Genomic DNA, 26,710 nt, shown 5'->3' on the forward strand with positions numbered 1-26,710 from the left:
GGAGGGGTTCGTGCCGAACGGCACCGAGGACTTCGCGCCCGTCGAGCGCTTCCTGGTGGAACCGCCGCCGGGACCGTTGTCCTTCAAGGCGTACGACGGGAAGGCGAGTTTCGACGGGGCTTCGGAGGTCGCGTTCCGCTGGTCCTCGACGGGGGCTTCCTCGGAGAAGTGGAAGGCCGGCGACCAGGTCTTCTCGGTCCAGGATCTCTGCGGGGTCGAATGGCGCTCGCCGGACGGCCTCGACGGCCATCTGCGGCTGGTGCCCCGAAGCGGGGGGTCCCGGGAGATCCAGCCGGACCGGGACCCGGCGTCCATCGTCTTCGGCCGCTACGGACCGGTGCACGAGTCGCTGCCCTTCGCGGCGGCGGTGCTCGGTGCGATCCGGGCCAAGGACCGGGTTCCCGTGCCGGCCGCCGCTCCCACGGCGGCCGGAGCCACGGCGCACCGGGACCCCGGCGCCGTGGCTGAAAGGATTCGGCACCTGAGCGAGCTGCACCGGGCGGGCCTGGTGACGGATGCGGAGTTCTCGGCGAAGAAGGCGGAGCTCCTGGCGGAGCTGTGAGGTCGGCGCCGGACCGGCCCCGGGGAGTGCTCCGCCACGGGCACGGGCCGGGCCCCCTCGCCCCGGCCGACCCCGGGGCCCCCGCCCCGCCCGGGCAGGGCCCCTCGTCATACCCGGGTGGCAGGCCCGACCCCGGTCCCCGGTATGACGCCGGCGCCGGACGGCGCTGCCTACCCTGAGCGGACCATGGCCATCACACCGCGGCCCGAGCCGCCCGCCCCTCCCCCGACCGACACCCACCGGGCCGCCTCCCGCCGGGCCGGCCTCCAGCGATCCGACTTCCCGTGGTCGGTCGACCGGGTGCGCGCGCTGTTCCAGGGCATGGGGCTCGCGCTCACCACCCCGACCGCGCCGGGGGAGCCGCTCCTCGCCGGCGCGTCCCAGCGGTGGGCACGGCTCTTGCCGTACCTGGTCGCCCTGGCCTTCACCGCCTCGCTCCTTCCCTCCACGATCGTGCTCCTCGTCCAGGACTACGGCGTCAGCGGCGCCCTCGCCGGAGCCGTCGGCACCGCCCAGACCGCGCCGCTGCTACTCGCCGTCACCCGCCCGCTCCAGGCCTGGTGGATCGTCTTCACCGCCGATGTGCTCGGCGCGCTCGTACTGCTCGGCTCGGACGGGCCCCGTGCGGAGTACTGGCCCTGGCCCCCGCCGCTGCTCGTCGGCTACTGCGCGCTCATGGTCGCGCTGGGGCTCCGCGAGTCCCGCCGGGCGCTGTTCGGCGTGTGGCTGGCCACCGGAACGGCCGGATACGTGCTGGAGGTCTTCCGGCCCGCCGGGCAGACCAGCATCCACGCCCTGCTGCTGGTCCTGAGCGGGGTGCTGCTGCTGCTCGTTTCGGCGGTCCGCGCCCGGGGGGACGCACAGCGGCGGCTCGCGGAGCAGGAGACGATCAGTGAGGCGGAGCGGGCCCGCCGCACGCTCCTGGAGGAACGGGCCAGGATCGCGCGCGAGTTGCACGACGTCGTTGCCCACCACATGTCGGTGATCACCGTGCAGGCGGACTCGGCTCCGTACCGCATCCCCGACCTCCCGGACGCGGCGCGGGAGGAGTTCGGGTCGATCGCGACGAGCGCACGCGAGTCCTTGGCCGAGATGCGTCGGCTGCTGTCCGTGCTGCGCAGCGACGGCGGGGAGGGAGAGCGGGCCCCCCAGCCGGGACTCGACCGGGTCCAGCAGCTCGTCGAGGCGACCGTGCGGGCGGGGGTGCCGGCCGAGCTGCGGCTCGCCGCCGACCTCGGCGACGTCCCACAGGCGGTGGACCTGTCGGCGTACCGGATCGTGCAGGAGGCCCTCGCGAACGTGGTGCGGCACGCACCGGGGGCGTCGACCCGGGTGTCGATCCGCGCGGACGGGGGATGGCTGACGGTCCTCGTCGTCAACAGCCCTTCCCTGGAGGAGCGTTCCGCCGTGGAGCGGGGTGCCCACGGCACCGGTCACGGACTCGTCGGCATGCGGGAACGCGTACGGTTGACCGGCGGCTCGCTCGACACCGGGCCGCTGCCGGACGGCGGCTTCCGGGTCGCGGCCCGGCTTCCCCTGCACACGGAGGACACCGAGTGACCATTCGCGTGATCATCGTCGACGACCAGGCCATGGTGCGGGCCGGTTTCGCCGCACTGCTCGCCGCGCAGCCCGACGTCGACGTGGTCGGCGAAGCGGCGGACGGGCGGCAGGGCGTGGAGGTCGCACGGTCGGTCCGCCCGGACGTGGTCCTGATGGACGTACGGATGCCGGAGTTGGACGGGCTCGCGGCGGCCCGGGAGATCCTGGACCCCCCGGTCGCCACCGCGCACCGGCCGAAGGTCCTGATGCTGACCACCTTCGACGTGGACGACTACGTGTACGAGGCGCTGCGCGCGGGTGCCTCCGGCTTCCTGTTGAAGGACGCGCCACCGGCCGACCTCATCGCGGCGGTACGGGTGGTGGCCGCGGGCGAGGCGCTGCTCGCCCCCTCCGTCACCCGGCGGCTCATCGCCGACTTCGCCGCCGCACGACCGGCACCGCGCCGGGACGCCACGGCGCTGCGGCTGAACGGGCTCACCCCGCGCGAGACGGAGGTCCTCGAACTGATCGCACGGGGCCTGTCCAACCAGGAGATCGCGGAGGGCCTGGTCCTCGCGGAACAGACCGTGAAGACCCACATCGGGCGGGTCCTCGCGAAGTTGGGCCTCCGCGACCGGGCGCAGGCGGTGGTCTTCGCGTACGAGTCGGGCCTGGTGACCCCGGGCGGGAGCCGCTGACCCGGCGGGAGGCACCGGGCGGCCGTCTCCCCCCGCGAGGCGTCCGCCGGCGGGGCCCCGACCGGGGGCTTCCGCGACAGGAGCCGGCCGTGCCCCGTCGACCGACCGGACCGGCGCTCCGGGGGAGAACCCCACCCTTCGGAGGGGGTTGACCGCTCCTCCACCCCCTACTGCGGTATCAGGGGGGAGTTGGCCCCCCGGTGTGACGCTCCCCCACCCGTCCTCTTCCTACCTTCCTCTCGCCGACGACGAGAACGAGGGAGGGCGGACCGATGGGACGCATGTCGAGGACCCTGATCACCACCGCCGTGATGGCCGGAGTGATCGCAGGTACGGCGGGCTGGGCGTCCGGGACCGGTCAGGAGGCCGTGACCGGGGCACCGGTCGGGACGGAGGCGTGGCGGGCCGCGGGACTGCCGGATCCGGAGCGGATGGACCCGGCCGGGGTCGCGCGCTTCTTCGCCGGGCTGAGTCCCGTACGCCGGCGGGAGCTGGCGGCCTCCCACCCGACGGTCGTCGGGAACCTCGACGGAGCCCCCCTCGACCTGCGGTACGAGGCCAATGCCCGCTCAGTACGAGGGGAGTTCGGCGGAGCGCGGGTCCTCGCCCATGACCCGCGCGGCCGGGGACAGGTGGTCCTGGTGTACGGGGACCTGGCGCGGGCCGAGCACGTGGCCGTGCTGGTGCCCGGGTCCGACGTCGACGCGAACCGCGTGCAGCCGCTCGCGGACATGGCGGTGGCCCTGCGCCGGGCGACCGGCGACCGGACGGCAGTGATCGCCTGGGCGGGGTACACGACCCCCGTGGGAGTCGGCCTGGACGCGGCCACCGACCGGCTCGCCGGGGTCGGGGCGGACCGGTTGGCCCGGTTCGCGGACGGTCTGGCCGCGGTCGGGGCCGCGGAGCCGTCCGTCTTCTGCCACAGCTACGGCTCCGTGGTCTGCGGTCTCGCCGCCCACCGGCTGAAGGCCAAGGACCTGGTGGTCTTCGGCTCGCCCGGGATGCGCGCCGAGAACGCCGCGGCGCTCGGCACCTCCGCACGGGTCTGGGCGGCCAAGGCCCCCACCGACTGGATCGACCGGGTGCCGAACGTCGAGTTCGCGGGGCTCGGGCACGGCACCGACCCCACCGATCCGGCGTTCGGGGCACGGGTGGTCCCGGCCGGTGACGCCCGCGGCCACGGCGGCTACTTCGCGCCCGGCACCTCCTCGCTCCGCGCCTTCGCCCGGATCGCCGAGGGGGACGTCCGGTGAGCGGGCTCCTCACGAGGATCGAATCGGCCACTCCGGCCCACCGCGACCGGGCGGTCGACGGGCTCCGGGCCCTGGCGCTCCTGGCGGTGCCGACCGGGCACTGGCTGCTCGGCGGTTTCACGCTCTCCGCCGACGGGGCCCTGCACAACGCGAGTCCGCTGAGCGCCTTCGCCGACCTCTCCCCGGTGAGTTGGGTCCTCCAGACCTTGGGGATCTTCTTCCTGGTCGGTGGCTACGCCTCGGCCCTGTCGTACCGGCGCCGAGCGGGCTCCACACGCGCCTGGCTGGGCGGCCGGCTCGCCCGGCTGGGCCGCCCCGTGCTCGGGGTCTGCGCCGTCTGGGCGGTGCTGCTGCCCGTGCTGCACCACGGTCTCGGGGCGCCGGTGGACACGCTGCGGACGGCGTCCACCCTGGTGGTCCAGCCGCTCTGGTTCGTCGGGGTGTACGCGGTGGCCACCGCGCTCACTCCGCTGTGCGTGCGGGCGGCCCGCCGGCTCGGGTGCTGGGCCGCGGCACCGCTGCTCGGTTCGGTCGCCGTCGTGGACTTCCTCCGGTACGGGCCGTACGCCGACTCCGCGCCGGGCTGGCTGAGCCTCGTGAACGTCCTGCCGGGCTGGCTCTTCGCCTATCAGCTGGGCGCGTCCTGGGGCGAGGGCCGGGTCGGCCGTCGCCATGCGTGGGGGCTGCTGGTCGGCGGCGCCGCGCTCTTCGCCACCCTGCTGCTCGTCTTCGGCTACCCGGCGTCGATGGTCGGCGTGCCCGGCGAGGCCCGCACCAATTCGCACCCTCCGTCGCTGCTCGTCCTCGCCCTCGCCGCGGCCCAGAGCGGTGCGGCGGTCCTGCTCCGGGAGCGCCTGGGCCGGCTGCTGGTGCGGCCCGTGCTCTGGGCTCCGGTCGTGGTGGTCAACCTGTCCGCGATGACGGTGCTGTGCTGGCACCAGACGGCGATGCTCGCCGCCGCGGTGCCCGCCTCGTACGCCGGCGAGGTCGCAGGGCTGGTGGGCGCGCCGGACTCGGTCGGCTGGATCCTGGCCCGGCTGGCCTGGCTGCCGGTCTTCGCCGGCGCCCTCCTCGTGATCGGCCGGTACGCGCGCGCCTTCGAGTCGCCCTGGACGGGGACCGGGCCGGCCCGCCGGGCGCTGGCGGGGCTGCTGGCGGCCGGCTTCGCGGTCTTCGCCCTGGGGCTCGGTTGAGCGGGTGGTCAGCGCTCCCGGCCCACCGATGTGGCGCCCATGTCGGGGTACCGGTCGCCGGAGACCCGTCCGGCGATCGGCTCCAGCGCGGCGAGTTCGGCTTCGGTGAGGGTGAGGCGGGTGGCGGCGACGTTCTCCTGCAGGCGGGCGCGCTTGCGGGTGCCGGGGATGGGGACGACCGTCAGGCCGTGCACGGCGGCGCGCTGCTGCACCCAGGCGAGGGCGATCTGGGCCGGGGTCGCTCCGTGGGCGGCGGCGATCTTCCGGACCGGGTCAAGGAGGGCGGCGTTCCGCTCAGCGTTCTCACCGGTGAAGCGGGGCTGGTGCAAGCGGTAGTCCCCGCTCGACAGCTCCGTGGTGGCGTTCACGAAGGCGCCGGTCAGAAAGCCCCGGCCGAGCGGCGAGTACGGCACGAAGGTCACGCCGAGCTCGGCGGCGGCGCCGACGGCGCTGCGCTCCACGTCCCGGGAGAAGAGGGACCACTCCGACTGGAGGGCGGCGATCGGGTGCACGGCGTGGGCCTCGCGCAGTTCGGGCCCGGTGACCTCGCTCAGTCCCAGGTGGCGGACCTTGCCCTCGCGGACGAGTTCGGCCATCGCGCCGACGGACTCGGCGAACGGGACCTCCGGGTCACGGCGGTGCATGTAGTAGAGGTCGATGGTCTCGACGCCGAGGCGGCGCAGGCTGTCCTCGGCGGCCTTCTTGATGTACGCGGGGTCGTTGCGTATCCCCCGGTGGGCGGGGTCGTCGACGCGGCGCTCCACGCCGAACTTGGTGGCGAGGGTGACCTCGTCGCGGTGGGCGGCGAGGAAGGGGGCGAGGAACTCCTCGTTGGCGCCGTGGCCGTAGATGTCGGCGGTGTCGATCAGGGTGACGCCGACCTCCAGGGCCGCGTCGAGGGTGTCGCGGGCGGCGGTCCCGTCGGTTTCCCCGTAGAACTCGCTGATGCCCATGGCGCCGAAGCCCTGGATGCCGACCCGGGGGCCGTCCTGGCCGAGGCGCACGGTGTCGATCCTGGTCGTGCTGGTCATGAAGGGGTTCCTCCGCATGCGGTCCCGTAGTGGTTGATCTTGATGTCGAGTACGGCGAGCGTGTCCTGGAGCTCGGTGATCCGGGTGAGGACGTCACGCCGGGTGGCTTCCAGGAGCTCCCGCCGTTCGTCCCTGGTGTGGTCGCCCTCGCGCACCAGCTCGGCGTACCTGACCATGTCGGCGACCGGCATCCCGGTCAGCCGGAGCTTGCCGACGAAGCCGAGCCAGCTCAGGTCGCGATCGGTGAACCGGCGCTGCCCCGTGTGCGAACGGTCGACGTGGGGCATCAGGCCGATCCGCTCGTACCAGCGCAGGGTGTGCGCCGAGAGGCCGGTCAGGGCAGCCACCTCGCTGATGGTGTAGGGGGCCCGGTTGGTGCCCGGTGCGCTCGTGGTCGTGCTCGCGATCACGCTCATGGGCCCCACGCTAGAACCTTGGAGTGCACTCGAAGCAAGTAGGCTCGGCAGCATGCAGAGCAGCGTGCCGAGCCTGGCGTCGATCGAGAACTGGCCCGTCCCCACCGCGGCAGCCGCCGTCGTCCGCGCGGACGGCACCCTGGCCGGCTCCCACGGCCCCACCGGGCGGCGCTTCCCGCTCGCCTCGGTCACCAAGCCGCTCGCGGCGTACGCCGTCCTCGTCGCGTACGAGGAGGGGGCGATCGACCTCGACGAGCCGGCCGGCCCCGAGGGGGCGACCGTGCGACACCTCCTCGCACACACCTCGGGGCTCGCCTTCGACGAGAACCGGGTGACGGCCGCACCGGGCACCCGGCGGATCTACTCGAACACCGGCTTCGAAGCGCTCGGTGACCACGTCGCCAAGGCGACCGACATCCCCTTCGCCGACTATCTGCACCAGGCGGTCCTGGAGCCCTTGGGAATGTCCTCGACGACCCTGGAGGGCTCGCCCGCGAAGGACGGCGTGTCGACCGTGGACGACCTGGTGCGGTTCGCCGCCGAGGTGCAGGCGCCGCGGCTGCTCGACGCGCGGACCGTCCTGGACGCGATGACCGTCACCCACCCCGGTCTGACCGGCATCCTGCCGGGCTACGGGCACCAGAGGCCGAACGACTGGGGGCTCGGCTTCGAGATCCGGGACGGCAAGTCCCCGCACTGGACGGGCGCGACGTCCTCGCCGCGGACCTTCGGCCACTTCGGGCAGGCCGGCACCTTCCTGTGGATCGATCCGGACGCGGGCGCCGCCTGCGTCGCCCTCACCGACCGGCCCTTCGGCCCCTGGGCGATCGAGGCCTGGCCGCCGTTCACGGACGCGGTCCTGGCGGATCTGCGCGCGCGCTGAACCGATTCGGTCAGACCGCGCAGCCGGTCTCCGGGAGCGTGCCGTCGATCCCCATGACGATCACGTCGACCTCGCCGCCCCGGTCCTCGGCGTAGACGGCCGTGCAGACCAGTTGCTGGACGGCGGCCTCGGAGAGGTCCCGGACGGGGAACGGGGAACGGAGCCGGACGACCCGGCGCCCCCCCGTGGTCGGCTGCCCCTTGAGTTCCTCGACGCGCGGCGGGGCGTCGAACGCCGGGATCCCCGTGGTCAGGCCCGCCGAGGCATCGGCCTCGCTCGGGCCGGCGAGCAGCACGGCGAGCACCTTGTCGGTGGCGACCGCGCCGCTTCCCCAGGCCGGGGAGGTCTCGGCCGGGCCCACGCCGGTCTCCCCCGGCTCCGGTCGCGTCCGGACGACGCCGGGCGGCAGGGTCTCCTCGGGGAACGGCCGCTGGAGGTCGCGGATCACCGGAACCGGCCGTCCGTCCGGTCCGAGGAAGTAGAGCACCATCCGGAACTCGGGCGGCGGGGCGACGATGACGGTCGCGGCGCCGCCCGCCTCGACGACGTCGGTCTCCTGGATGCCGCAGGCGGCGAGCGTCACCGCACCGAGCAGGGCGGCCGCGACCGTCCGGCGCCTCACAGTGGCGTCCGCACGGTGAAGACGGCGCCGCCCGTCGGTTGGTTGGCGGCCCGAATGGTGCCGCCGTGCAGCCGTACGTTCTCCAGGGTGATCGCGAGGCCGAGGCCGCTGCCCACCGAACGGGTCCTGGCCAGGTCCGCCTTGTAGAAGCGGTCGAAGACGTGCGGGAGGATGTCCGGCGGAATGCCCGGCCCCCGGTCGGCGACCTCCGTCACCAGCTCGTTCCCTTCCACGTACTGCAGGACCGTGACCGGCGCCGCGCCGTGTCGGAGGGCGTTGCCGACGAGGTTGGCGACGACGACGTCGAAACGACGCGGGTCGAGGCGGGCCCGGACGCCCTCGGTGAGGTGCGGGAGGACCTGCTCCGGGTCCGTCCAGTGCCGGTGCTGGAGGGTCTTTCGGACGCAGTCGGCGGCGTCGACCTCGTCGAGGTGGAGTTCGGCGGCACGGGCGTCGAAGCGGGAGATCTCCATCAGGTCCTCGACGAGCACGGCGAGTTTGCCGGTCTCGGCGCTGATCAGCCGCACGGCGCGGGCGGTGTCGCTGTCGAGGGCATCGGCGTCCTCGTCCAGGAGCTCGGTGACCGCGAGCATTCCGGCCAGCGGAGTGCGCAGTTCGTGCGAGACGTCGGAGGCGAAGCGGCGGGCGCGGGCCTCGGCGCTGCGGAGCTCCGCCACGGAACGTTCCAGCTGGGCGGCGGACTCGTTGAACGTGCGTGCCAGATCGGCGAGTTCGTCGCTGCCCTTCGCATGGATCCGGGTGTCGAGCTGACCGCGCCCCATGCTCTGGGCGGCGCGCCGCAGTTCCCGTACCGGGCGGAGCACTCCGCGCGAGGCGACGAGGGCGGGGATCAGGGCGATGGCCAGGGCCGGGAGGGCTCCGTCACGGGCGGCGCTGACCATGGCCTCGATGTTCGCCTCCTCCTCGTCGAGCTCCATCACGGCGTACAGCACGAGGCCGGTGGGTTGGGCCGTGCCGCGGGTCGCGTGCGTCCGGAAGACGGCGGGGACGGCGATCGTCAGGTACGGGGTGCCGCCCTTCACGACGCGCTGGAAGCTGCCGTGCGGACGGGCCGAACCCGCCTGCGCGCGGGCGCGCAGTTCGGGGGTGATGACGGTGGACGTGGGGCGGTCGGTGGAGGAGATGCGGACGGAGCCGTACTCCGCGTAGACCCGCCAGGGGCGCGGCTTGCCCTGGCGGGCGATGGCGAGGAGGTTGCTCCGGAGGGAGTCGGGGACGACCGGCAGGTCGATGGAGAGCGCGTCGACCTGGCCCCGGAAGGCGGAGACGGCGGTGTCCTGGGTCTGTTCCAGGATCGCGTTGCGGGCGGCACGATAGGTCAGCGCGGCGGTGGTGCCGCAGCCGACGGCAGCGACGAGCAGGAAGGCGAGGACGAGCCGGGTCCGCAGGCCGAAGGGGCGCAGCCGGGGGCCGCGGGCCCGGCGACGGCCCCGCGGGGCGTCCGGGGCCGCGAGGCGTTCCCGGCCCGGTGGCGTGCCGGGCTCCGCCTCCGCCCGGGTGGTCGGTTCCGGGCTCACGCAGGCCTTCACAGCGGGCCGAAGCGGTAGCCGAAGCCCCGCAGCGTCTGGATGTAGCGGGGGTCGCCCGGAACGTCCTCGATCTTGTTCCGCAGCCGGCGGACACAGGCGTCGACCAGTCGGGCGTCCCCGTGGTAGCTGTGCTCCCAGACGTGTTCGAGGAGTTGCTGACGGCTGAAGACCTGCTCGGGGGCGGCCGTCAGGTGGAGCAGCAGCTTCAGCTCGGACGGCGCGAGGGCGAGGCGCTCGCCGGCCTTCGCCACGGTGAGGCCGACCCGGTCGATCGCGAGCTCCCCGTGGAACTCGACGGCGGGACGGCCGGTCCCGGGGTCCTCGATGCGGCGCAGCACGGCCCGGATCCGGGCTTCGATGACCTCGGTGCGGGCGGGCTTCACGATGTAGTCGTCGGCTCCGGCCTCCAACCCGACGACGACGTCGAAGTCATCGCCCCGGGCGGTCAGCATGATGATCGGCAGCTGGCTGCCCTCCCGGACCTGCCGGCAGACCTGGACGCCGTTCATGCCGGGCAGCATGAGGTCGAGCAGGAGCAGGTCGGGCCGGAACTCTCCGAGCGCGGCGAGCCCCGCCTCGCCGGTGGGTGCGGTCCGGACCTCGTGGCCGCGTCGTCGGAGGCCGAGTTCGACGCCTTCGCGGACGGAGGGGTCGTCTTCGATGAGGAGCAGGCGGGGCATGTGTGGAGTATCCCAAGGTCGTTTTCGTCCCCGGTCGGGGAGGTCATCGGTCTCATCGGGGCCTTGGGCGGCGGGGCGGCCCGGGGAGACCCCGCGGGACGGAGGTGCGGAGGCGTCGTCAGGTGCGGCGCACCGGGACGCGCAGCCGGCTCGCCGCGGAGGCGAGGAGGGTTTCCACCTCCGTGAGGCGCAGGGGGCGGGCGAGCAGGGCGAAGACCGCGAGGATCGTGAGGGCTCCGGCGGAGCCGGTGACGAACGGGCCCGCCGCCTCCGTCGCGTCGACGACGAACAGGCCGTAGCCGGCCGCCGGCACCGCCGCGACCAGGAGCCGTCCGAGGGCACCCGCCGCGCTGCCGGCTCCGTCCCGTGGCCGTCCCGGCGCCGTCTCCGGGCCGCCCCGCAGCCGGCGCCGCAGCGCGTGTGCCGTGACCGCCCAACCCGCCCAGAGCGCAAGGGAGTAGGCCGCTGCCATGCCGGTGACCGCCCAGCGGGTCGGGAGGACGTGGTACGCGGCCAGGGAGAGCCCTGCGTTCAGGGTTGCGATGACCAGGTTGAGGAGGAAGGGGGTGCGGGTGTCGCGCAGGGCGTAGAAGGCGCGGGTGCACACGTACTGACCGGAGAGGGCGATCAGGCCGGGTGCGAAGGCCATCAGGGTCCAGGACATCGCGCGGATGTCGTCGCCGGTGGTCGCCCCGTGCCGGAAGACCAGCGTCATCAGCGGCAGGGCGAGCGCGAGGAGCGCACAGGCGGCGGGGACGACGGCCGCGGAGCTGGTCCGCAGGGCGTAGGAGACGTCCCGCCGGACGCCCGCGAGGTCACCGTCTGCGGCGGTGGCGCTCATCCGGGGCAGCAGCGCGGTGACGAGGGAGACCGTGATGATGCCGTGCGGGACGGTCCACAGCAGATAGGCGTTGTTGTAGGCGGTGATGCCGCCGCCGCTGATCGTCGTGCCCGCGGAGGTGGCGAGCCAGGTGGTCACCCAGTACGCGCCCTGGTTGGTGAGGACGAGCAGCACCAGCCAGCCCGCCGAGCGCAGCGGGGTGGCGAGGCCGCTGCCGCGCCAGTCGAACCGGGGCCGCCAGCGGAAGCCGGCGGCACGCAGCGCGGGCAGGAGGGCGAGGGCCTGGAGCAGGATGCCGGCGGTGGTGCCCCAGCCGAGCAGCGCCGTCTCGCCGGGGGTGAGTTCGCCGCCGTCCCCCACGGTCAGGAACAGGCCGAAGACGGCGACGACGACCACGTTGTTGAGCACCGGGGCCCACATCATCGCGCCGAACCGGCCTCGGGCGTTGAGGACTTGCCCGAGGAGGGTGAAGAGGCCGAGGAAGAGGATCTGCGGGAGGCAGGTGCGGGCGAAGGCGATGGTCAGGTCCCGCTGGCCGCCGACGTAGTCGGTGTACGTGTCGACGATGAGCGGGGCCGCCAGCACCGCGACGGCCGTGAGCGCGGCGAGGGCGAGCGCGCAGAGGGTGAGGAGCCGGTCGGTGTAGGCGGCGCCGCCGTCCTCGTGTTCCTTCGCGGCCTTGACCAGTTCGGGGACGAAGACCGCGTTGAGGGCGCCGCCGAGGAGCAGCATGTAGACGATGGTGGGGACGGAGTTGCCGACCGCGTAGCCGTCGGCGACCAGGCCCGCACCGAGCGCGGCGGCGACGACGGAGGCACGGAGGAAGCCGGTGGCGCGCGAGACGAGCGACCCGGCGGCCATGACGGCACCGCTGCGGAGGACGGACGCGGCCTTCGGTCGGGGGCGTTCGGTGAGCGTGGCCGTCATCGACGGGCCAGATAGGCGTGGAAGGCCCGGTAGAGCGCATGGTTGGTCGTGCCGTGCATCGGTGTCTCCCACTCCCCCAGTGTTTCGACGACCCGGCCGCCGGTGCCGAGCTTCCAGCGGAGGAGGCCGTGGGCACGGTCGTTCGGATCAAGGGTGGAGGGTACCCCGCGCAGGTCGTAGACGGCGGCGCCGAGGGCGTGGGCGTCGAGCAGCATGCGCCACTGGAGGGCGTTGGAGGGCCGCACCTCCCGGCGGTGGTCGGCGGATGCCCCGGTCTGGTACCAGACCCGGCCCCCCACGGTGACCATGGTGTGCGCGGCGAGGACCTCGCCCTCGTGGCGGGCGAGGTAGAGCTTCATGCGGCCCGGTTGTTCGGCGTTGAGGACGGCGTACTGGCGCTCGTAGTACGCGAGGGAGCGGCCGAGCCGGAAGCCGTCGCGTTCCTCGGTGATGCGGAGCAGCCGGTAGAACTCCGGAAGGTCGGCCGCGGAACCGACGACGACCTCGACGCCGGACTTCCGCGCCTTGCGGACGTTGCGCCGCCACTCCTGGTTGAGGCCGGACCACAGGTCGTCGGTGTCACGGCCGGCGAGCGGGACCTGGAAGACGTGCCGGGGCTGGGCGTCGGCGCCGTCCTCGGAGTCGCCGCCGCAGCGGCGCCAGCCGCGGGCCCGCAGGCGTTCGGCGACGGCGGTGCCCAGCGGGTCGACCTCGTCGGCCAGGACGTCGGAGAGCCGTTTGCCGGGCCCGGTGCCGGCCTTCACCGTGGCGGCGGCCCACCGCCGGTGGGCCGGCCCCGGCCCGATGCGGACCGCGAAGGCGCCGCAGGCGCGCAGGTGGCCGAGGAGCGGGGCGAGCCAGCCGTCCAGGTCGGGGTCGGCCCAGTCGGCGACGGGCCCTTCGGGCAGGTAGGCGAAGTACTTCCGGGTGCCGGGGAAGGGGCGGAGCAGGACGAGTGCGACGCCCGCCAGATCGGCCCCTTCCCTTCCCCAACCGATGAGTTGGTGGCTCCAGCCGTCCTTCACCCGTGCCCAGGAGGGAAGTTGGAGGAAGCTCGGCCCGTCCGCGCCGGAGCGGGAGTCGAGGAACGCACGGTACGCCTCGGGGGTCACGGGCCCGAGCCTGACCGGTCCCGCGGGGGCACGGCGGTCGGTGGGTGCGGCCGTCACGAGCAGGGCTGACACAACGGGGAGCCTCCTTGTTCCGCCCCTCGGTGGTGGGGCGCACAGCAGGCTCACAGCCGAATTCGACCGGTGCGCGCGGTGATTGTGACAGGACGATGACGGTTCTGCCGCAGCCTTCGTCACACGGGCTCCCAGCGCCCCGCGGAGGGGCGACGGCGTCCTACAGTCCAGGACATCCCACCTCTTTCCTCACCACTGCGGAGGCCTTCCGTGCTGCCGATACGCACCTCGCACCCGACCCGGGCGCCCTTGCCCGAGGGCCCGCGCCTGCCGGGGCGTGCGTCCCGTCCCGCCCTCGCGGCCGTGGCGCTGGCCGTGTCCCTCACCGCCTGCTCGGCGCAGGCGGCGGAGAACCCGGCAGGGTCTCGGCCCGGGGCCGCGGGGGCGTCCCCGGCGAAGGTGGCGGTGGCGGCGAAGAGCGCCGGCAGCCCGGTGGTCGTGACCGCCTCCGGCGGCACGCTCACGGACGTGCGGGTCGTCGACGCCGAGGGCGGAACCCTCAAGGGCCGTACGGGTGCGGGCGGGACGAGCTGGACGTCGGACCGCAAGGCGCTGCCGGGCACCACCTACACCGTCGAGGCGACGTCCCGCACCGCCGACGGCAAGGAGTCGACCGCCCGGTCCTCCTTCGCCACCCCGGCGCCCGAGAAGGTCAACAAGCTGACCCTGGCCCCCGGCAAGAACACCACCGTGGGCATCGGGCACCCGCTCTCCGTCGTCTTCGACCTCCCGGTGACGCGGAAGGCGGACGTCGAGAAGCAGCTGAAGGTGCACACCTCGAACGGCACCGAGGGCTCCTGGGGTTGGGTCAAGGACCACTCGGGGCGGGACCGGGTGGACTGGCGGCCCAAGGAGTACTGGAAGCCGGGCACCGAGGTCACCCTCGAAGCGGACCTCAACGGCACCGACTCGGGCGGCGGCTGGTTCGTGCGGGACTACCGCACCGGCTTCACCGTCGGCGCGGCGCAGGTCGTGAAGGTCGACCTCGACGCGCACCGGCTGGTGCTGGAGCGGGACGGGAAGGCGGTCCGCACCATCCCGGTCTCCGGCGGCACCCCGGGGGGCGACAAGCGGTCCTGGCGGGGGACGGCCGTACTGATGGCCAAGGAGGGCACCATCAACATGAATTCCGAGACGGTCGGGCTCGGCGACGCCTACGACAAGATGGTCGACTACTCGATGCGGCTCACCTGGTCCGGGATGTACGCGCACGCGGCGCCGTGGAACGCCGCGTACTTCGGCAAGGCCAACCGGAGTTCCGGCTGCATCGGCATGAGCAACGAGGACGCGGCGGACTTCTACGCCGCGGTGCACGTGGGTGACCCCTTCGAGATCAAGGGGCGCGAGACGAAGGGCGAGGTGGCGGAGGGGAACGGCTACGGGGCCTGGAACATCGGCTGGGAGGACTGGAAGGCGAAGAGCGCCCTGCGCTGACGCGCCCCCGCCCGCCCCGGCGCCGCCCTCCCGCGGCGCCCCGGCGGGGCAACACCCCGCGGCGCGGCCTCCCGGCCCGGCGTCCGCGGGACACTGGTCACGGGGCGCGCATCTCCCACACCAGCACCTCCGCGTCGGTGGTCGCGCGCAGCTCCGGCACCTCCGCACCGGTGACGCGGGCCGCGTCGCCCGGGCCCAGCTCCTCGCCGTCCAGCCGCACGGTCCCCCGCACCACGTGCACATACGCGAAGTCGGCTGCCGGAACCGCGGTGCGCTCCCCCGCACCGGGCCGGTGCACGTGCAGGACCGCGCCCGCCCCGGGCAAGCGGTACGTCGTCCCGAGCTCCCGCACCACCTCGTAGGAGGGCTCTCCGCCCGGCCGGAGCGGTGCGAGCCACATCTGGACGAAGACGAGCGGCGCGTCGGCGTCGTTGCGCTCCACGTGGCGGACGCCGCCCGCCGAGCCGAGCCGCTGGAGGTCGCCGGGCCGGACGACGGTCTCGTGGCCGGCGCTGTCCCGGTGGGTGAGTTCGCCCTCGACGACCCAGGTCACGATCTCGGTGTGGCTGTGCGGGTGCTCGTCGAAGCCGGCCCCGGGCGCGAGCCGCTCCTCGTTGCAGGCGAGGAGCGCGCCGAAGCGGAGGTTGTCGGGGTCGTAGTGCGGGCCGAAGGACAGGGCGTGCCGGGTCTCGATCCCGGCCGCCGGGTCGCCCCCGGGGTAGCGCTCGCCGGCGCGCTGGATGCGGATCACGGGGGCCACCGTAGTCCCCCGCCTCGGCCCCGTCGGGACGAAACCGCCCCGGCCCCGCACACCGGCGTCCGGATAAGGCAGTCTTGTCCCCGTGCCTGAACCCGTGAACGCCGCTCATCCGCACGCCGCGACCCTGAAGCGCCTCGAACAGTCCTCCGGACGGCTCGCCGCCGGCGCCATCGCCCGCATGGACGAGACGCTGCCGTGGTACCGCGCGATGCCGCCCGAGAACCGGTCGTGGATCGGCCTGGTCGCGCAGGCCGGCATCGCCGCGTTCACCGAGTGGTTCCGGCACCCCGAGACCCCGCAGGCGATCTCCACGGACGTCTTCGGCACCGCTCCCCGCGAACTGACCCGCGCGATCACCTTGCGCCAGACCGTGGAGATGGTCCGCACCACGATCGAGGTCATGGAGTCGGCGATCGAGGAGGTCGCGGCCCCCGGCGACGAGTCCGTGCTGCGCGAGGCGCTCCTCGTGTACGCGCGGGAGATCGCGTTCGCCACCGCCCAGGTGTACGCGCAGGCCGCCGAGGCCCGGGGCGCCTGGGACGCGCGCCTGGAGTCACTGGTGGTGAACGCGGTGCTCTCCGGCGAGGCCGACGAGGGCGCCGTCTCCCGGGCTGCGGCCCTCGGCTGGAACTCCCCGGACCACGTGTGCGTGGTCCTCGGCACGGCTCCCGACGGGGACAGCGAGTTGACCGTGGAAGCGATCCGCCGCGCCGCCCGGCACGCCAAGCTGCAGGTCCTCACCGGTGTCCTCGGCAACCGGCTCGTCGTCATCGCGGGCGGCAACGACAACCCCCTCGCCGTGGCGAAGGCCCTGATCGGGCCGTACGCGCAGGGGCCGGTCGTGGCCGGCCCGGTCGTCCCGGACCTGCTCGCCGCAACGCGTTCCGCGCAGGCCGCCGCGGCCGGCCTCAAGGCGTGCTCGGCCTGGCAGGACGCGCCCCGCCCGGTCCTGGCGGACGATCTCCTCCCGGAGCGCGCCATCGCATCCGACCCTTCGGCACGCGAGCAGTTGGTGGAGGAGATCTACAGACCGCTGGAGGAAGCCGGGTCGGCGCTGCTCGAAACTCTCAGTGTCTACCTGGAGCAGGCGAGCAGCCTGGAAGGCGCGGCCAGGATGCTCTTCGTCCACCCGAACACCGTGCGCTACCGGCTTCGACGTGTGACCGACGTCACCGGCTGGTCACCCTCCGACGTGCGCTCCGCCTTCACTCTGCGGATCGCCCTCATCCTGGGGCGCTTGGCCGACGGAGATTCCCAGTCCTAGACTTTTGTCGAACACCAACAATTCCCCCGACGGTTCTTCGTCCTTGTCCCCACGGGCGCTCGAAGCCGTCCCCAAGAGAGAGTGTGAGGGTGCTCGTACTCGTCGCTCCCGGCCAAGGCGCCCAGACGCCCGGCTTCCTGACCCCCTGGCTCGAACTCCCCGGCGCCGCCGACCGCATCGCGGCCTGGTCCGACGCGATCGGGCTCGACCTCGCCCACTACGGCACGAAGGCGGACGCGGACGAGATCCGTGACACCGCCGTGGCCCAGCCGCTCCTCGTCGCCGCCGGACTGCTGTCCGCCGCCGCGCTCGACGCCGGTGCGCCCGGCGTCGTCGCCGGTCACAGCGTCGGCGAGTTCACCGCCGCCGCATTCGCGGGCGTCCTCGACGACACCGCGGCGCTGCGACTCGTCCGTACCCGCGGACTCGCGATGGCCGAGGCCGCCGCGATCACCGCGACGGGCATGTCGGCGCTGCTCGGCGGCGACCCCGAGGTGACCGTCCCGCACCTGGAGAAGCTCGGCCTGACCCCGGCGAACGTGAACGGCGCCGGCCAGATCGTGGCCGCCGGCACCCTGGAGCAGCTGGCCGCCCTGGAGGCGGACAAGCCCGAGGGCGTCCGTCGGGTCGTCGCGCTCAAGGTCGCCGGCGCCTTCCACACGCACCACATGGCCCCGGCCGTGGCGAAGCTGGAGGAGGCGGCGAAGCAGCTGTCCCCGGCCGCCCCGACCACCCGCTACGTCTCCAACAAGGACGGGCAGGTCGTCGCCGACGGCGCCGAGGTCCTGGCCCGCCTGGTCGGCCAGGTCGCCAACCCGGTCCGCTGGGACCTGTGCATGGAGACCTTCAAGGAGCTCGGCGCGACCGCGCTCGTCGAGGTCTGCCCCGGCGGCACCCTGACGGGCCTCGCCAAGCGCGCCCTGCCCGGTGTGGCCACGGTCGCCCTGAAGACTCCCGACGACCTCGACGCGGCCCGTGCGCTCGTCGCCGAGCACGCGGCTGCCTGAGAAGGAGTGTCGAGAAGCATGTCGAAGATCAAGCCCAGCAAGGGCGCCCCGTACGCGCGGATCCTGGGGGTCGGCGGCTACCGCCCCACCCGGGTCGTGCCGAACGAGGTGATCCTCGAGAAGATCGACTCCTCCGACGAGTGGATCCGCTCGCGCTCGGGCATCGCCACCCGCCACTGGGCCTCCCCGGAGGAGACCGTCGCCGCCATGTCGGTGGAGGCGTCGGGCAAGGCCATCGCCGACGCCGGGATCACCCCCGAGCAGATCGGTGCCGTGATCGTCTCGACGGTCTCGCACTTCAAGCAGACCCCTGCCGTCGCCACCGAGATCGCCGACAAGATCGGCGCCGGGAAGCCGGCCGCGTTCGACATCTCCGCCGGCTGCGCGGGCTTCGGCTACGGCCTGACGCTCGCCAAGGGCATGATCGTCGAGGGCTCTGCGGAGTACGTGCTCGTCATCGGTGTCGAGCGGCTCAGCGACCTGACGGACCTGGAAGACCGCGCGACGGCCTTCCTGTTCGGCGACGGCGCCGGCGCCGTGGTCGTCGGTCCCTCCGCGGAACCGCACATCGGCCCCACCGTCTGGGGTTCCGAGGGCGACAAGTCCGAGACGATCAAGCAGACCGTGCCGTGGAACGACTTCCGCGTCGGCGACGTCTCTCAGCTCCCGGTCAACGAGCACGGCGAGCTCAAGTTCCCGGCCATCACGCAGGAGGGCCAGGCGGTGTTCCGCTGGGCCGTCTTCGAGATGGCGAAGGTCGCCCAGCAGGCGCTGGACGCCGCCGGCATCACGGCGGACGACCTGGACGTCTTCATCCCGCACCAGGCGAACATGCGGATCATCGACTCGATGGTGAAGACCCTGAAGCTGCCGGAGCACGTCACGGTCGCCCGCGACGTGGAAACCACCGGCAACACCTCGGCCGCCTCGATCCCGCTCGCCATGGAGCGGCTCTTGGCGACCGGGAAGGCGAAGAGCGGCGACACCGCGCTCGTCATCGGCTTCGGGGCGGGTCTCGTCTACGCCGCGACGGTCGTTACCCTCCCCTAGGCACACCGGATCCCCCGGAAGCCCCCGTACCGAAGTAACCGCAAGAAGGAGCGCCACTATGGCTCACACCCAGGACGAGATCGTCAAGGGCCTCGCCGAGATCGTCAACGAGATCGCCGGCATCCCGGTCGAGGACGTCCAGCTGGACAAGTCCTTCACCGACGACCTGGACGTCGACTCCCTGTCCATGGTCGAGGTCGTCGTCGCCGCCGAAGAGCGCTTCGACGTCAAGATCCCGGACGAGGACGTCAAGAACCTCAAGACCGTGGGCGACGCTGCCGACTACATCCTGAAGCACCAGGGCTGATTCGGTCCTCGCTGACTCGGTACGCCACCCGGCGGTGGCGCCGCACTTCGACCATCACACACGTGGAGAAAGAATTCCTGTGAGCTCGACCAATCGCACCGTGGTCGTCACCGGTCTCGGCGCAACCACACCGCTGGGTGGCGATTCCGCATCGACCTGGGAAGGTCTGATCGCGGGACGTTCCGGCGTCAAGCCCCTGGAGGGCGAGCGCTTCGCCGAACTGCCCGTCCAGATCGCGGCGACCGCCGCGGTCGACCCGGGCGACCTCCTGCCCCGCCCGCTCGCCCGCAGGCTCGACCGTTCGGCGCAGTTCGCGCTGATCGCGGCCCGCGAGGCCTGGGCCGACGCGGGCTACACCGGCCCGGCCGGCGAGGACGAGAAGCTCGTGCCCGAGCGGCTCGGCTCCGTCATCGCCTCCGGCATCGGCGGTGTCACCACGCTGCTCGACCAGTACGACGTGCTGAAGGAGAAGGGCGTACGCCGCGTCTCCCCGCACACCGTTCCCATGCTGATGCCCAACAGCCCCTCCGCGAACGTGGGTCTGGAGGTGAACGCCCGGGCGGGCGTCCACACCCCCGTCTCCGCCTGCGCATCGGGGGCCGAGGCGATCGGCTACGCCGTCGAGATGATCCGCACCGGCCGTGCCGACGTGGTCGTCGCCGGCGGCACCGAGGCCGCGATCCACCCGCTGCCCATCGCCGCCTTCGCCAACATGATGGCGATGTCCAAGAACAACGACGAGCCGACGAAGGCCTCGCGTCCCTACGACACCGGGCGCGACGGCTTCGTGCTCGGCGAGGGCGCCGGCGTCGTGGTGCTGGAGTCCGAGGAGCACGCGAAGGCCCGTGGCGCCCGCATCTACTGCGAGGTGCTCGGCCAGGGCCTGTCGGCCGACAGCCACCACATCGCGCAGCCCGAGCCGACCGGCCGGGGCATCGCCGCCGCGATGCAGAACCTGCTGGACTCCACGGACCTCAAGCCGTCCGAGGTGGTCCACCTCAATGCGCACGCCACGTCGACGCCGCAGGGCGACGTCGCCGAGATCAAGGCGCTGCGGAAGGTCCTGGGCGACGACCTGGACCACGTCGCGATCTCCGCGACGAAGTCGATGACCGGTCACCTCCTCGGTGGCGCGGGCGGCATCGAGACCGTCGCGACGGTCCTGGCGCTCCACCACCGTCTGGCCCCGCCGACGATCAACGTCGACGACCTGGACCCCGAGGTCGAGGCCGACGTCGTCCGCGACGCGCCCCGCGAGCTGCCGCAGGGCACGATCGCCGCGATCAACAACAGCTTCGGCTTCGGCGGCCACAACGTGGTCCTGGCGTTCCGCACGGTCTGACGCCCGGCTGATCGCGAAGGCCCACCCCCGGTTCGGGGGTGGGCCTTTCCCGTGGGTTCGGCACTCGGAGGGGGCAACGGCGCACCGTCCGCCACGCGCCGGCTCAAGACGACGTGGCCGCCCGCGAGGGCGGGCACGGGAAGACCGCTGCGGCGCCGAAGGCGGCCATCGCGCCGGCATGCGTGATCGCCCTCCCGCCCGGCGCGCCCCGTGCGGGACCCGCCGCGCTTCGCCGGGAAGCGTCAGACGACCTGGTGCAGCCAGCGCACGGGGGCGCCCTCGCCGGCGTACCTGAAGGGCTCCAGTTCGTCGTCCCAGGGCTTCCCGAGCAGCTTGGCGATCTCCGACTCCAGTTGGGTCTCACCCTGTGCCGAGCGTGCGAGGGCGGCCCGGAGGCGGTCCTCCGGGATCAGGATGTCCCCGTGCATACCGGTGACGGCATGGAAGATGCCCAGGTCGGGAGTGGCGCTGTAGCGCTCGCCCTCGGCGGTGGGACAGGGCTCCGCGGTGACCTCGAAGCGGAGCATCTGCCAGCCGCGGAGCGCGGAGGCGAGTGTGGAGGCGGTGCCGGTCTGCCCCTTCCAGGAGAGCTCGGCTCTCCAGGTGCCGGGGGACGCGGGTTGGCGGATCCAGTCGAGCTGGACCCGCGCACCGAGGACACCCGCGACCGCCCATTCGACGTGCGGGCACAGCGCGCGCGGTGCGGAGTGAACGTACAGGACTCCACGTGTCGTCACCGGGACCTCCAGTGTGGGACGAGGTTCGCCTTTTCCCAGCGGCCTCAGTAAACAGCATCAGGAGCAGAACATCGCAAACCCTCAAAAAGGGGACAGCATGTGACGTGATGTAATTTACCGGAACCGGTTGGCGAAGGCGCCTCTGGTTCGACGGGGAAAAGCTACCGTGCCGCACCGTCATCGGGATGACGTACGGTCGCTCCGGGGTCGGGTGGACACGAAGCTTTCACCCGCCAGGACGCCGAAGGAGGGGCCGGGGATGCGCGGTCGACACCGCTTCCGCACCGCCGTCGCCGTCGCCACGGCGGCACTGCTGTGCGGCGGAACGCTCTCCGGTTGCGCCTCCGAAACCCCGGAGGCGGCGGCTCCCGGCGCCGGATCCACACCACCCCCGGCCCCGGCCTCGCCCCCGAGCCCGACCTCGCGGTGGGACGTCTCCCCCGCCTCCGTCGCGGCCGTCGGGGACTCGATGACCCGCGCCTTCGACGCCTGCTCGGTCCTGTCGGACTGCCCCGAGGCCTCGTGGGCCACCGGGACGGACACCGCCGTCAACAGTCTGGCGGTGCGGCTGCTCGGCCCGGAGAAGGCGGCCACCCACAGCTGGAACCTGGCCAGGACGGGGGCACGGATGGCGGAGCTCCCGGAACAGATGGCCGGGGCCGCGGCCGAGGAGCCCGCCCTGGTGACCGTGATGATGGGGGCGAACGACGCCTGTCGGGCCACCCCGGACCTCATGACCCCGGTCGAGGACTTCCGCGCCTCCTTCGAGGCGGCGCTCGCACGGCTGTGGGCCGGCGCGCCGAAGGCACAGGTGTACGTGGCGAGCGTGCCGGACCTCAAGCACCTGTGGTCGACGGGGCGGCTGAGCCCCATGGGACTCAAGGTGTGGAAACTGGGAATCTGCGGTGCGATGCTGGCGGACGCGGAGGACCTGGGGCCGGCCGCGGAGCGGCGGCGGGCGGCGGTGCGGGACCGGGTGGTGGCGTACAACGAAGCCCTGGCGCAGGTCTGCGCCGGGGACGCGCGCTGCCGGTACGACGACGGGGCGGTGTTCGCCTTCCGCTTCGACGGCAGCCAGTTGAGCCCCTGGGACTGGTTCCATCCGAGCAAGGACGGGCAGGCACGCCTCGCCGAGCTGGCGTACCGGCGGATCACCGAGGAGTGAGGGCCCCGGGGCGGTCGTCAGGTTCCGCCCCGGGGCCGGTTCGCGAGGACGTCCGGGTCAGACGTCGAGGGTCGCCGTCAGACGGGCGTCGACGAGGGAGCGGGCCGCGATGACCTCGTAGGAACCGGCGACGAAGGTCCAGTCGCCCTCCTCCCCGTCCCAGATCTCGAAGGCGCGGCGGGGCAGCGGGATCTCGGTCTCGACGGTCTCGCCGGGAGCGGCCGGGACGCTTGCGAAGCCGGCGAGCCAGCGGGCCGGGCGCTCCACCGCGTCGTCCACGGGGACCAGATAGATCTGGACCGTCTCGCGGCCCGCCCGGGTGCCGGTGTTGGTGATCCGCACGGTGACCGCGTCGGGGGCCGCAAGCAGGGAGTCGTACGACCAGTCGGTGTAACCCAGGCCGTGCCCGAAGGGGTACGCGGGTACGGCGCCGGCCTTGTCCCAGGCGCGGTAGCCGATGGCGATGCCCTCGGCGTAGTGCAGCGCACCGTCGGTCGGGGCGACCTCGGTGACGGGGACCTCGGCGAGGGTTCCGGGCCAGGTGGTGGGGAGGCGACCGCCGGGCTCCTCCACGCCGGTGAGGACGTCGGCGAGGGCGGCTCCGCCCTCCTGGCCGGGGAACCAGCCGAGCAGGATCGCGGCCACGTCCCCGCGCCAGGGCAGTTCCACCGGGGAGCCGGAGTTGACGACGACGACGGTGTTCGGGTTGACCGCGGCGACGGCCCGGACCAGGTCGTCCTGACGACCGGGAAGGGCGAGGTCCTTGCGGTCGAAGCCCTCGGACTCGACGCGCTCGGTGGTGGCGACGACCACGACGGCGGTGTCCGCGGTGCGGGCGGCCTCCACGGCTTCGGCGATCAGTTCGTCGGGGTCACGGCGGGGACCGAGGTGGACGAAGGAGAACATGACGGCCGGCAGCGGGGCCGCGAACTCCTTGTCCAGGGTGTGGAGCAGGGACACCTCGACGGTCTCCCCCGCGGTGAGCTCCACCGTGGCGCGCTCGACCGGGGAGCCGAAGAAGGCTTCGAAGGGGTCGGTCTCGGCCCCCATGGCCTGTGTTCCCTCGAAGAGGGTTTCGCCGTCGACGGCGAGGGAGAAGGCTCCCAGGCCCCGGGTGCCGAAGGCGTGCCCGCCGGACTCGCGCGGGGTGAAGGTGCCGATGACCTCGATGGAGGCGAGGGCGTCGTGGGTGACGCCCTCGGGCAGGTCGTCGCCGATCCACTGGACCTGGCCGTTGGGGAGGCTGCCCTCTCCGATGACGTTTCCGGAGGCGTCGCGACAGCGGGCCCGGAGGCTGAAGCCCCGGTCGGCGGGGGCGAGCTCGTCACTGGGGTCGGCGCCGACCGCATAGCTCAGGGCGCCCTCGGGGAGGACGGCCGCCAGGCCGTCGAGCGGGGAGACGACGTGTTCGGGGAAGACCTGGGCGGAGCCGCCGCCGAGGACCCGGGCGTCGCGGGCGGCGGCGCCGGAGAGGGCCACGGTCCGACCTGCCGCGAGGGGCAGTGCGCCGCCCTCGTTCCGTACGAGGACGAAGCCGCGGCGGGCGATCTCGCGGGCGAGGGCGTCACCGTCGACGGGGGCGGGCGGATCGGTGACGACCGGCGGGGCGCCTTCGAGGGCGCCGACGCGGGCGGCGAGCCGCAGGACGTTGCGCACGGCCGTGTCGACGGTGGACTCGGCGACCTCGCCGGCACGGACCGCGGCGGCGAGTGCTTCGCCGTAGACGGTGTGGGGTCCGGGCATGGCGACGTCGAGGCCGCCCTCGATGTCGGCGGTGGTGGAGCGGGCCGCCATCCAGTCGGAGACGTTGAAGCCGTCGAAGCCCCACTCGCCGCGCAGGACCTCGTTCACCAGGTGGTGGTGCTCGGTCATCGTCACGCCGTTGACCTGGTTGTAGGCGGTCATGATGCCCCAGGGACGGGCGTTCTTGACGATGGCTTCGAAGGGGGCGAGGTAGAGCTCGCGGAGCGGACGCGGGGCGACCCTGTTGTCGACGGTGAAGCGGTCGGTCTCGGCGTCGTTGGCGACGAAGTGCTTGACGGTGGTGCCGACGCCGCCGTCCTGGACGCCCCGGACGTAGCCGGTGCCCACCGCGCCGGTGAGGTGGGGGTCCTCGCTGTAGGCCTCGAAGTGACGGCCGCCGAGCGGACTGCGGTGCAGGTTGACCGTGGGGGCGAGGAGGACGTGGACACCCTTGCGCCGGGCCTCCTGGGCGAGCAGCCGGCCGGCCCGACGGGCCAGCGCGGGGTCCCAGGCGGCGGCGAGGGCGGTCGGCGAGGGGAGCGCGACGGACGGGTCGTCGGCGGTCCAGCGGACGCCGCGGACGCCGACCGGGCCGTCGGACATGACCAGGGACTCCAGTCCGATCTGCGGCAGGGCGGGCAGGGACCACATGTCCTGGCCGGCGAGCAATCGGGTCTTGGCGTCCAGGTCGAGCGCGCCGAGCGCCTTCTCGACGGCCGCTTCCCTCGCGGTCTCCGCGCTGTTCTCCGCCATGGCCGTACCTCCTCGTTGACGTACTGGAATGACCCCGATGCGCTCATCGTGCCCTCACCTACCTGTAGATCGGTAGGTTACGTTATCTTTTTGTTACTCGAAGGAGGGGATGAGGGAGTACGGTCCTGTCGGGACGAACCTGCGGAAGGGACCACGGCGATGGTGCGGGCCAGGAGCGAAGAGCGACGCGCGGACATCCTGCGCGCCGCCCTCGAAGTGATGGCCGAGCGGGGCTACCGGGGCGCCACCCTCGGCTCCGTGGCCGAGCGCGTCGGACTGACCCAACAGGGACTGCTGCACTACTTCCCGACGAAGGAGGCCCTGCTCGTCGCGGTCCTGGAGGAACGGGACCACTGGGACACGAGCGGGGGCCGGGACCGCGAGGGGTGGCGGCTCGACCTCCTGGAGTCCCTCGTCGAGTACAACGCGATGCGACCCGGGATCGTGCAGACCTTCTCCGCACTGCTCGGCGAGAGCGTCACGGAGGGCCACCCGGCACGGGAGTTCTTCACCGAGCGGTACGCACAGGTGCGGGCGAACATGGCGGACGTGCTGCGCCTGGAGTTCGGCGAGCGCCTGCCGGGCGGCCTCACCCCGGAACGCGCGGCCCCGCTGCTGACGGCCGTGATGGACGGCCTCCAGTACCAGTGGCTCCTCGATCCGTCGGCGGTGGACATGCCCGGCGCCTTCCGGGACTTCCTGCGCCTGCTGCGCGACGACCGCCCCGACGGGACCTGAGGAACGAGGGACACGGACGGGAGGGCCCGGCGCCCGGCCGGGCCCGGCGGGCGGCGGGCGGCGGGCGGCGGGCCCGCGCCTAGCATGACGACCATGCCCACCCTCCCCGGCCCGTACGAGGCGTTCCTCGCCGTCGCCCGTGCGGGGTCCTTCACCGCCGCCGCGCAGCTCCTCGGCTACACCCAGTCCGCGGTCTCGCGCCAGATCCGGTCCCTGGAGGACGAGGTCGGGGCGGAGCTCTTCGAACGCCTGCCGCGCGGGGTGCGCCTGAGCGAGGCGGGACGGGTGCTGGTCCCCCATGCGGAGGCCGTCCGGGACCAGCTCGCCACCGCCCGCGCCGAACTGGAGGCGCTGCGCTCCCTCGGCGGCGGGCTGTTGCGGCTCGGCAGCTTCTCCAGCGCCACGGCGACCCTCGTGCCGCGCGCCCAGGCCGTCTTCCGGGAGCGGCACCCGGGGGTGCGGGTCGGTCGGGTGGAGGGGCCCTCCGCGAAGCACCTGGGCCTGGTGGCCGCCGGGGAGGAGGACCTCGCGGTGGTCAGCCCGCCCCGGGACGTACCCCCGACGCCGGGGGTGGTGCTGCACCACCTGCTCGACGAGCCGATGTTGGTGGCCCTGGAGCGGGGGCACCGGTGCGCGGGGCGGCGTGCGGTCCGACTCGCCGAACTCGCCGGGGAGGAGTGGATCGTCGGCCCCGAGCGCCTGGAGGACACCCTGTTCCGGCCGGTCGCCGGAGCCGGGTTCACGCCGCGGACCGGGCTGCGCGCGCACGACTGGATCGCCAAGCTCGGTGCCGTCGCGGCGGGGCTCGGCGTCACCTTGGTGCCGGCGCTCGCGGCGGCCTCGGTGCGCCCCGACGTGATCCTGATCACGGTCCATCCGGATGACGTGCCGTACCGCCGGGTCTGCGCGGCCACCCCGGCCGCCCCCACGGTCGCGGCGGGCGCGTTCTTGTCCGTGCTGCACGAAACCACCCGAGAGCTCAGGGTCCCCGCCCCCCATTGACCCTTACGCGGACGGGCGGGAGGATG

At 73.3% G+C, this 26,710-nt stretch carries 25 protein-coding genes; 15 read left to right on the forward strand and 10 right to left on the reverse strand.

What is annotated here, in order from left to right; all coding sequences use genetic code 11:
- The 5 genes from ACFW2Y_RS14555 to ACFW2Y_RS14575 form a co-directional block, all read left to right on the forward strand.
- Window positions 1-562: DUF4429 domain-containing protein (locus ACFW2Y_RS14555; RefSeq protein WP_384877910.1), on the forward strand; the 562-nt coding region annotated here is incomplete at its 5' end.
- A gap of 186 nt (window positions 563-748) precedes the next feature.
- A complete protein-coding gene (locus tag ACFW2Y_RS14560) occupies window positions 749-2,122 on the forward strand; it encodes a sensor histidine kinase (protein ID WP_384877913.1) in 1,374 nt (457 codons plus the stop codon).
- Window positions 2,119-2,802: a response regulator gene (locus ACFW2Y_RS14565; RefSeq protein WP_384877916.1), complete on the forward strand. Its 684-nt coding sequence runs from the start codon at window positions 2,119-2,121 to the stop codon at window positions 2,800-2,802. Before ACFW2Y_RS14560 ends, ACFW2Y_RS14565 begins: the two co-directional genes overlap by 4 nt.
- Window positions 2,803-3,074: 272 nt before the next feature.
- Window positions 3,075-4,055 (forward strand): alpha/beta hydrolase, encoded by a 981-nt coding sequence (locus tag ACFW2Y_RS14570; protein ID WP_384877919.1) that lies wholly within the window; start codon window positions 3,075-3,077, stop codon window positions 4,053-4,055.
- On the forward strand, window positions 4,052-5,248 hold the full coding sequence (locus ACFW2Y_RS14575) for an acyltransferase (RefSeq protein ID WP_384877922.1): 1,197 nt from the start codon (window positions 4,052-4,054) through the stop codon (window positions 5,246-5,248). Before ACFW2Y_RS14570 ends, ACFW2Y_RS14575 begins: the two co-directional genes overlap by 4 nt.
- 8 nt (window positions 5,249-5,256) lie before the next feature.
- On the opposite strand, the gene ACFW2Y_RS14580 is transcribed toward ACFW2Y_RS14575, so the two are convergent.
- Together ACFW2Y_RS14580 and ACFW2Y_RS14585 are read right to left on the reverse strand one after the other, a co-directional pair.
- Entirely contained in the window at window positions 5,257-6,279 is a 1,023-nt protein-coding gene (locus ACFW2Y_RS14580; protein WP_384877925.1) for an aldo/keto reductase, read from the reverse strand.
- Entirely contained in the window at window positions 6,276-6,695 is a 420-nt protein-coding gene (locus tag ACFW2Y_RS14585) for a MerR family transcriptional regulator (RefSeq protein ID WP_384877928.1), read from the reverse strand. The genes ACFW2Y_RS14580 and ACFW2Y_RS14585 overlap by 4 nt, the downstream gene beginning before the upstream one ends.
- Window positions 6,696-6,747: 52 nt before the next feature.
- Between ACFW2Y_RS14585 and ACFW2Y_RS14590 the strand changes: the two genes are divergently transcribed.
- Window positions 6,748-7,578 (forward strand): serine hydrolase domain-containing protein, encoded by an 831-nt coding sequence (locus tag ACFW2Y_RS14590; protein WP_384877931.1) that lies wholly within the window; start codon window positions 6,748-6,750, stop codon window positions 7,576-7,578.
- A 10-nt stretch (window positions 7,579-7,588) separates the two neighbouring features.
- Here ACFW2Y_RS14590 and ACFW2Y_RS14595 read toward each other — a convergent pair whose 3' ends face one another.
- From ACFW2Y_RS14595 to ACFW2Y_RS14615, 5 genes are all read right to left on the reverse strand, one after another.
- Window positions 7,589-8,200 (reverse strand): hypothetical protein, encoded by a 612-nt coding sequence (locus tag ACFW2Y_RS14595; RefSeq protein ID WP_384877934.1) that lies wholly within the window; start codon window positions 8,198-8,200, stop codon window positions 7,589-7,591.
- Window positions 8,197-9,738, reverse strand: a complete 1,542-nt coding sequence (locus tag ACFW2Y_RS14600) for an ATP-binding protein (protein ID WP_384877937.1) — start codon at window positions 9,736-9,738, stop codon at window positions 8,197-8,199. The genes ACFW2Y_RS14595 and ACFW2Y_RS14600 overlap by 4 nt, the downstream gene beginning before the upstream one ends.
- Before the next feature lie 8 nt (window positions 9,739-9,746).
- A complete protein-coding gene (locus ACFW2Y_RS14605) occupies window positions 9,747-10,430 on the reverse strand; it encodes a response regulator (protein WP_384877940.1) in 684 nt (227 codons plus the stop codon).
- Window positions 10,431-10,548: 118 nt separating this feature from the next.
- Window positions 10,549-12,198 (reverse strand): murein biosynthesis integral membrane protein MurJ, encoded by a 1,650-nt coding sequence (gene murJ / locus ACFW2Y_RS14610; protein ID WP_384877943.1) that lies wholly within the window; start codon window positions 12,196-12,198, stop codon window positions 10,549-10,551.
- The gene (locus ACFW2Y_RS14615; RefSeq protein ID WP_384877946.1) at window positions 12,195-13,382 is read right to left on the reverse strand and encodes a lipid II:glycine glycyltransferase FemX; all 1,188 of its coding nucleotides are present in this window, start codon (window positions 13,380-13,382) and stop codon (window positions 12,195-12,197) included. Before ACFW2Y_RS14615 ends, murJ begins: the two co-directional genes overlap by 4 nt.
- A 219-nt stretch (window positions 13,383-13,601) precedes the next feature.
- Here ACFW2Y_RS14615 and ACFW2Y_RS14620 point away from each other — a divergent pair, with 219 nt between their 5' ends.
- Window positions 13,602-14,816 (forward strand): Ig-like domain-containing protein, encoded by a 1,215-nt coding sequence (locus tag ACFW2Y_RS14620; protein WP_384878018.1) that lies wholly within the window; start codon window positions 13,602-13,604, stop codon window positions 14,814-14,816.
- 97 nt (window positions 14,817-14,913) lie between these two features.
- Here ACFW2Y_RS14620 and ACFW2Y_RS14625 read toward each other — a convergent pair whose 3' ends face one another.
- A complete protein-coding gene (locus ACFW2Y_RS14625) occupies window positions 14,914-15,567 on the reverse strand; it encodes a pirin family protein (protein ID WP_384877949.1) in 654 nt (217 codons plus the stop codon).
- 91 nt (window positions 15,568-15,658) lie between these two features.
- Between ACFW2Y_RS14625 and fasR the strand changes: the two genes are divergently transcribed.
- The 5 genes from fasR to fabF all read left to right on the forward strand — a co-directional run bounded on the left by fasR (window position 15,659) and on the right by fabF (window position 20,546).
- The gene (fasR, locus tag ACFW2Y_RS14630; protein WP_384877952.1) at window positions 15,659-16,840 is read left to right on the forward strand and encodes a fatty acid biosynthesis transcriptional regulator FasR; all 1,182 of its coding nucleotides are present in this window, start codon (window positions 15,659-15,661) and stop codon (window positions 16,838-16,840) included.
- An 89-nt stretch (window positions 16,841-16,929) separates the two neighbouring features.
- Window positions 16,930-17,847 (forward strand): ACP S-malonyltransferase, encoded by a 918-nt coding sequence (locus ACFW2Y_RS14635; RefSeq protein WP_384877955.1) that lies wholly within the window; start codon window positions 16,930-16,932, stop codon window positions 17,845-17,847.
- Between the two features lie 18 nt (window positions 17,848-17,865).
- The gene (locus ACFW2Y_RS14640) at window positions 17,866-18,897 is read left to right on the forward strand and encodes a ketoacyl-ACP synthase III (RefSeq protein WP_384877958.1); all 1,032 of its coding nucleotides are present in this window, start codon (window positions 17,866-17,868) and stop codon (window positions 18,895-18,897) included.
- Between the two features lie 58 nt (window positions 18,898-18,955).
- On the forward strand, window positions 18,956-19,204 hold the full coding sequence (locus tag ACFW2Y_RS14645; protein ID WP_384877961.1) for an acyl carrier protein: 249 nt from the start codon (window positions 18,956-18,958) through the stop codon (window positions 19,202-19,204).
- A 79-nt stretch (window positions 19,205-19,283) separates the two neighbouring features.
- Window positions 19,284-20,546, forward strand: coding sequence for a beta-ketoacyl-ACP synthase II (gene fabF / locus ACFW2Y_RS14650; protein ID WP_384877964.1), 1,263 nt, complete (start codon window positions 19,284-19,286; stop codon window positions 20,544-20,546).
- Between the two features lie 242 nt (window positions 20,547-20,788).
- Here the strand turns inward: fabF and ACFW2Y_RS14655 are convergent, their stop codons facing one another.
- Window positions 20,789-21,283 (reverse strand): DUF3145 domain-containing protein, encoded by a 495-nt coding sequence (locus tag ACFW2Y_RS14655; protein WP_384877967.1) that lies wholly within the window; start codon window positions 21,281-21,283, stop codon window positions 20,789-20,791.
- A 259-nt stretch (window positions 21,284-21,542) separates the two neighbouring features.
- On the opposite strand from ACFW2Y_RS14655, the gene ACFW2Y_RS14660 reads away from it, so the two are divergent.
- On the forward strand, window positions 21,543-22,448 hold the full coding sequence (locus ACFW2Y_RS14660; RefSeq protein ID WP_384877970.1) for an SGNH/GDSL hydrolase family protein: 906 nt from the start codon (window positions 21,543-21,545) through the stop codon (window positions 22,446-22,448).
- A 57-nt stretch (window positions 22,449-22,505) separates the two neighbouring features.
- Here the strand turns inward: ACFW2Y_RS14660 and ACFW2Y_RS14665 are convergent, their stop codons facing one another.
- Window positions 22,506-24,944, reverse strand: a complete 2,439-nt coding sequence (locus ACFW2Y_RS14665; protein ID WP_384877973.1) for a glycoside hydrolase family 3 protein — start codon at window positions 24,942-24,944, stop codon at window positions 22,506-22,508.
- Between the two features lie 159 nt (window positions 24,945-25,103).
- On the opposite strand from ACFW2Y_RS14665, the gene ACFW2Y_RS14670 reads away from it, so the two are divergent.
- Window positions 25,104-25,682, forward strand: a complete 579-nt coding sequence (locus ACFW2Y_RS14670) for a TetR/AcrR family transcriptional regulator (RefSeq protein ID WP_384877976.1) — start codon at window positions 25,104-25,106, stop codon at window positions 25,680-25,682.
- A 93-nt stretch (window positions 25,683-25,775) separates the two neighbouring features.
- Complete coding sequence (locus ACFW2Y_RS14675) at window positions 25,776-26,684, forward strand: LysR family transcriptional regulator (protein WP_384877978.1); 909 nt, start codon at window positions 25,776-25,778, stop codon at window positions 26,682-26,684.
- Window positions 26,685-26,710: the final 26 nt, after the last annotated feature.

This window comes from Streptomyces sp. NPDC058877 (genome assembly GCF_042742855.1).
Taxonomy (GTDB): domain Bacteria; phylum Actinomycetota; class Actinomycetes; order Streptomycetales; family Streptomycetaceae; genus Streptomyces.